Here is a 2,162-nt window from a genome sequence, read left to right on the forward strand (position 1 = left end):
AGGCGCAGAAGCGACCCCCGTCGCTTCTCTCTCATGTCGGATCTCCTTCTCTCGGGCGCCCCTTTGGCGCCAGGTCTGCCCGAATATACCCCTTCGCCCCGCTTTCCGCAACCCTGAGCATCGCGGTTGGGGTTGGGGAGACGCCGTAAAGTTGAGAGGGGGCCCCTAAAAGCTTTACACCGAGCAGCTAGGCGGGAGAAAGGTTTTGGGGAAAGAACGGGCCGGATGCCGATGGGCCTCTTCTTCATACGTATACGTAATGTTTTGGCTGAACCCTAAATATCTTACGTATACGTATGATACTATAAACGATATAGAACGGATTACCTATACGTAAGAAACGAGGCGTCATGGACATAAGCCGCGATCAGATCATGGCCCAGGGGGTGCGCGTGACGGAGGGGGCTGCGCTGGGGGCGGCGCTCAGGAGCCGCCGCAAGAGGCTCGGCTACACCCAGGAAGATCTTGCGGACATGCTGGGCTTCAGCCCGCGGCTGGTGGGGGAGATCGAGCGCGGCCGCGGCACGGTGGGGATCGACAAGGTGCTCGCCTTCGCGACGGCCCTGGGCGTCGACGTCGTCGCGTTCGAGAGGTGAGCGCCATGAAGGACACCGAGCTTGTGGTCTACCGCGAGTACTTCGGCCGCTTCGAGGAGGTCGGCCGGGTGACGCCCGTGGGCGGCGGAATAGGCTTCGCGTATTCCGAGAGCTATCTCCAGAGCCGCACGGCGCAGTCGATCTCCCAGGCGCTTCCCCTGCGTTCCGGGGCGTTCCCCGCCAGGGAGACCGAGTCGTTCTTCAACGGCATTCTGCCCGAGGGGAGCATGCGGCGCAGCTTGGGCCGCGCCTTTCACGCCGATATCGACGACGTGGGCGCCTTCATGGCCCGCCTGAACGACGAGTCCGCCGGGGCCCTGGTGTTCGGCAAGGGGGAGGAGCCCCTTCTGGAGGGCCGCAGCTATGCACCCGTGGGGGAGGAGGACCTCGTGCGCTTCGCCGCGCGCCCCGGGGAGTTCGCCCCGCGGGCCGCCAGCCGATCGAGGTTGTCGCTGGCGGGGGCGCAGATGAAGATCGGCCTCTTCCTCGACGCCTCGTCCGGATTCTGGTTCTACCCGCAGGGAGCGGCTCCGTCCAGCCATATCGTGAAGGCGTGCGACGGCAGCTTTCCCGACCAGACGGTCAACGAGGCCATCTGCATGAGGACGGCCGCCGCGTTGGGGTTCGATGTGGCCCCGTGCCGCCTGATTCCCGTTGCGGGCCAGGAGCCCTTGCTTGCCGTGGAGCGGTTCGACCGCATCGACGTGGGCGATGCGTTTTTGCACCGCCTGCATCAGGAGGACTTCCTCCAGGCCTTGCCGGACTATTTCGACAAATACGAGCCCACGGACGGGAACTACGCGAACCACTGCGCCCGGGTCGTGAACGAGGGAAGCCGCAATCCGTTCGGGGACAGGAGGCTGCTGTTCTCGCGCCTGCTTCTGGACTGGGCGATGGGCAACGCCGACAACCATCTGAAGAACCACTCGATGCTGTGGAGCGAGGACTGGTCGTCGCGGGAGCTGTCGCCGCTGTACGACCTCACGTGCACGACGGTCTACCCCGAGCTCGACCGGGAGATGGGCGTGTCGTTCGGCGGCTCGCGCCGCATCGACGACGTGACGGCGGAAGATATCGTCGCAACCGCCCAGTCGTGCGGCGTCGGTGCCCGGTTTGCCCGCGACGAGCTGGAAGAGCTGTTGGAGGTGTTCCCCTCGGTCCTGTGCATGGCGGCCGAGGCCGTTGCCGAGGAGGGCTTTCCGCGGGCGGCAGACGTGGGAAGGCAGATTGAAGAGGGCTTTCTGGAGCGTCGCGACGCGTTGCGGTAAGAGTTTTATAAACGCCGAGGCCCGGCAGGGTGATGCTGCCGGGCCTCTTTGCGTGCCGCGTTGCCTTCCCCTCTACCGGGCTGCGCGCTCCCGGCGGCGGGCGGCGAGCAGGGCGGCCCCTGCCGCCAGGGCGGCGGCCGCGGGCAGGAGCGCCGCGGCGGCCAGGGCGTCGCCGGTCTGGGGGAGGCGGTGGACGATCGTGCCCCTCTCCTTCGAGGGGAGGGATCCCGGGTCGTCGGAGGGCCGCACTCCGCCGAGCCGGTCGACGCCGGGCGGGTAGGCCGGATCGCTCTCGACG

General features: G+C 66.7%; 3 protein-coding genes. 2 read left to right on the top strand and 1 reads right to left on the bottom strand.

Going from position 1 to position 2,162, the window contains the following annotated elements; all coding sequences use genetic code 11:
- Nucleotides 1-350: 350 nt before the first annotated feature.
- Both C811_RS15545 and C811_RS0104360 read left to right on the top strand, forming a co-directional pair.
- Nucleotides 351-596, top strand: a complete 246-nt coding sequence (locus tag C811_RS15545) for a helix-turn-helix domain-containing protein (RefSeq protein WP_016310678.1) — start codon at nt 351-353, stop codon at nt 594-596.
- Nucleotides 597-601: 5 nt separating this feature from the next.
- Complete coding sequence (locus C811_RS0104360; RefSeq protein WP_016310679.1) at nt 602-1,864, top strand: HipA domain-containing protein; 1,263 nt, start codon at nt 602-604, stop codon at nt 1,862-1,864.
- Between the two features lie 72 nt (nt 1,865-1,936).
- Here C811_RS0104360 and C811_RS15550 read toward each other — a convergent pair.
- A partial coding sequence (locus C811_RS15550) for an LPXTG cell wall anchor domain-containing protein (RefSeq protein ID WP_016310680.1) occupies nt 1,937-2,162 on the bottom strand: 226 nt, incomplete at its 5' end.

Origin of the sequence: Adlercreutzia caecimuris B7 (assembly GCF_000403355.2) — a bacterium.
Lineage (GTDB): Bacteria > Actinomycetota > Coriobacteriia > Coriobacteriales > Eggerthellaceae > Adlercreutzia > Adlercreutzia caecimuris.

What these genes read in the sequence shown, in the direction of transcription:
- C811_RS15545 (WP_016310678.1), top strand. Translation starts at nt 351, where the DNA reads ATGGACATAAGCCGCGATCAGATCATGGCCCAGGGGGTGCGCGTGACG.
- C811_RS0104360 (WP_016310679.1), top strand. Translation starts at nt 602, where the DNA reads ATGAAGGACACCGAGCTTGTGGTCTACCGCGAGTACTTCGGCCGCTTC.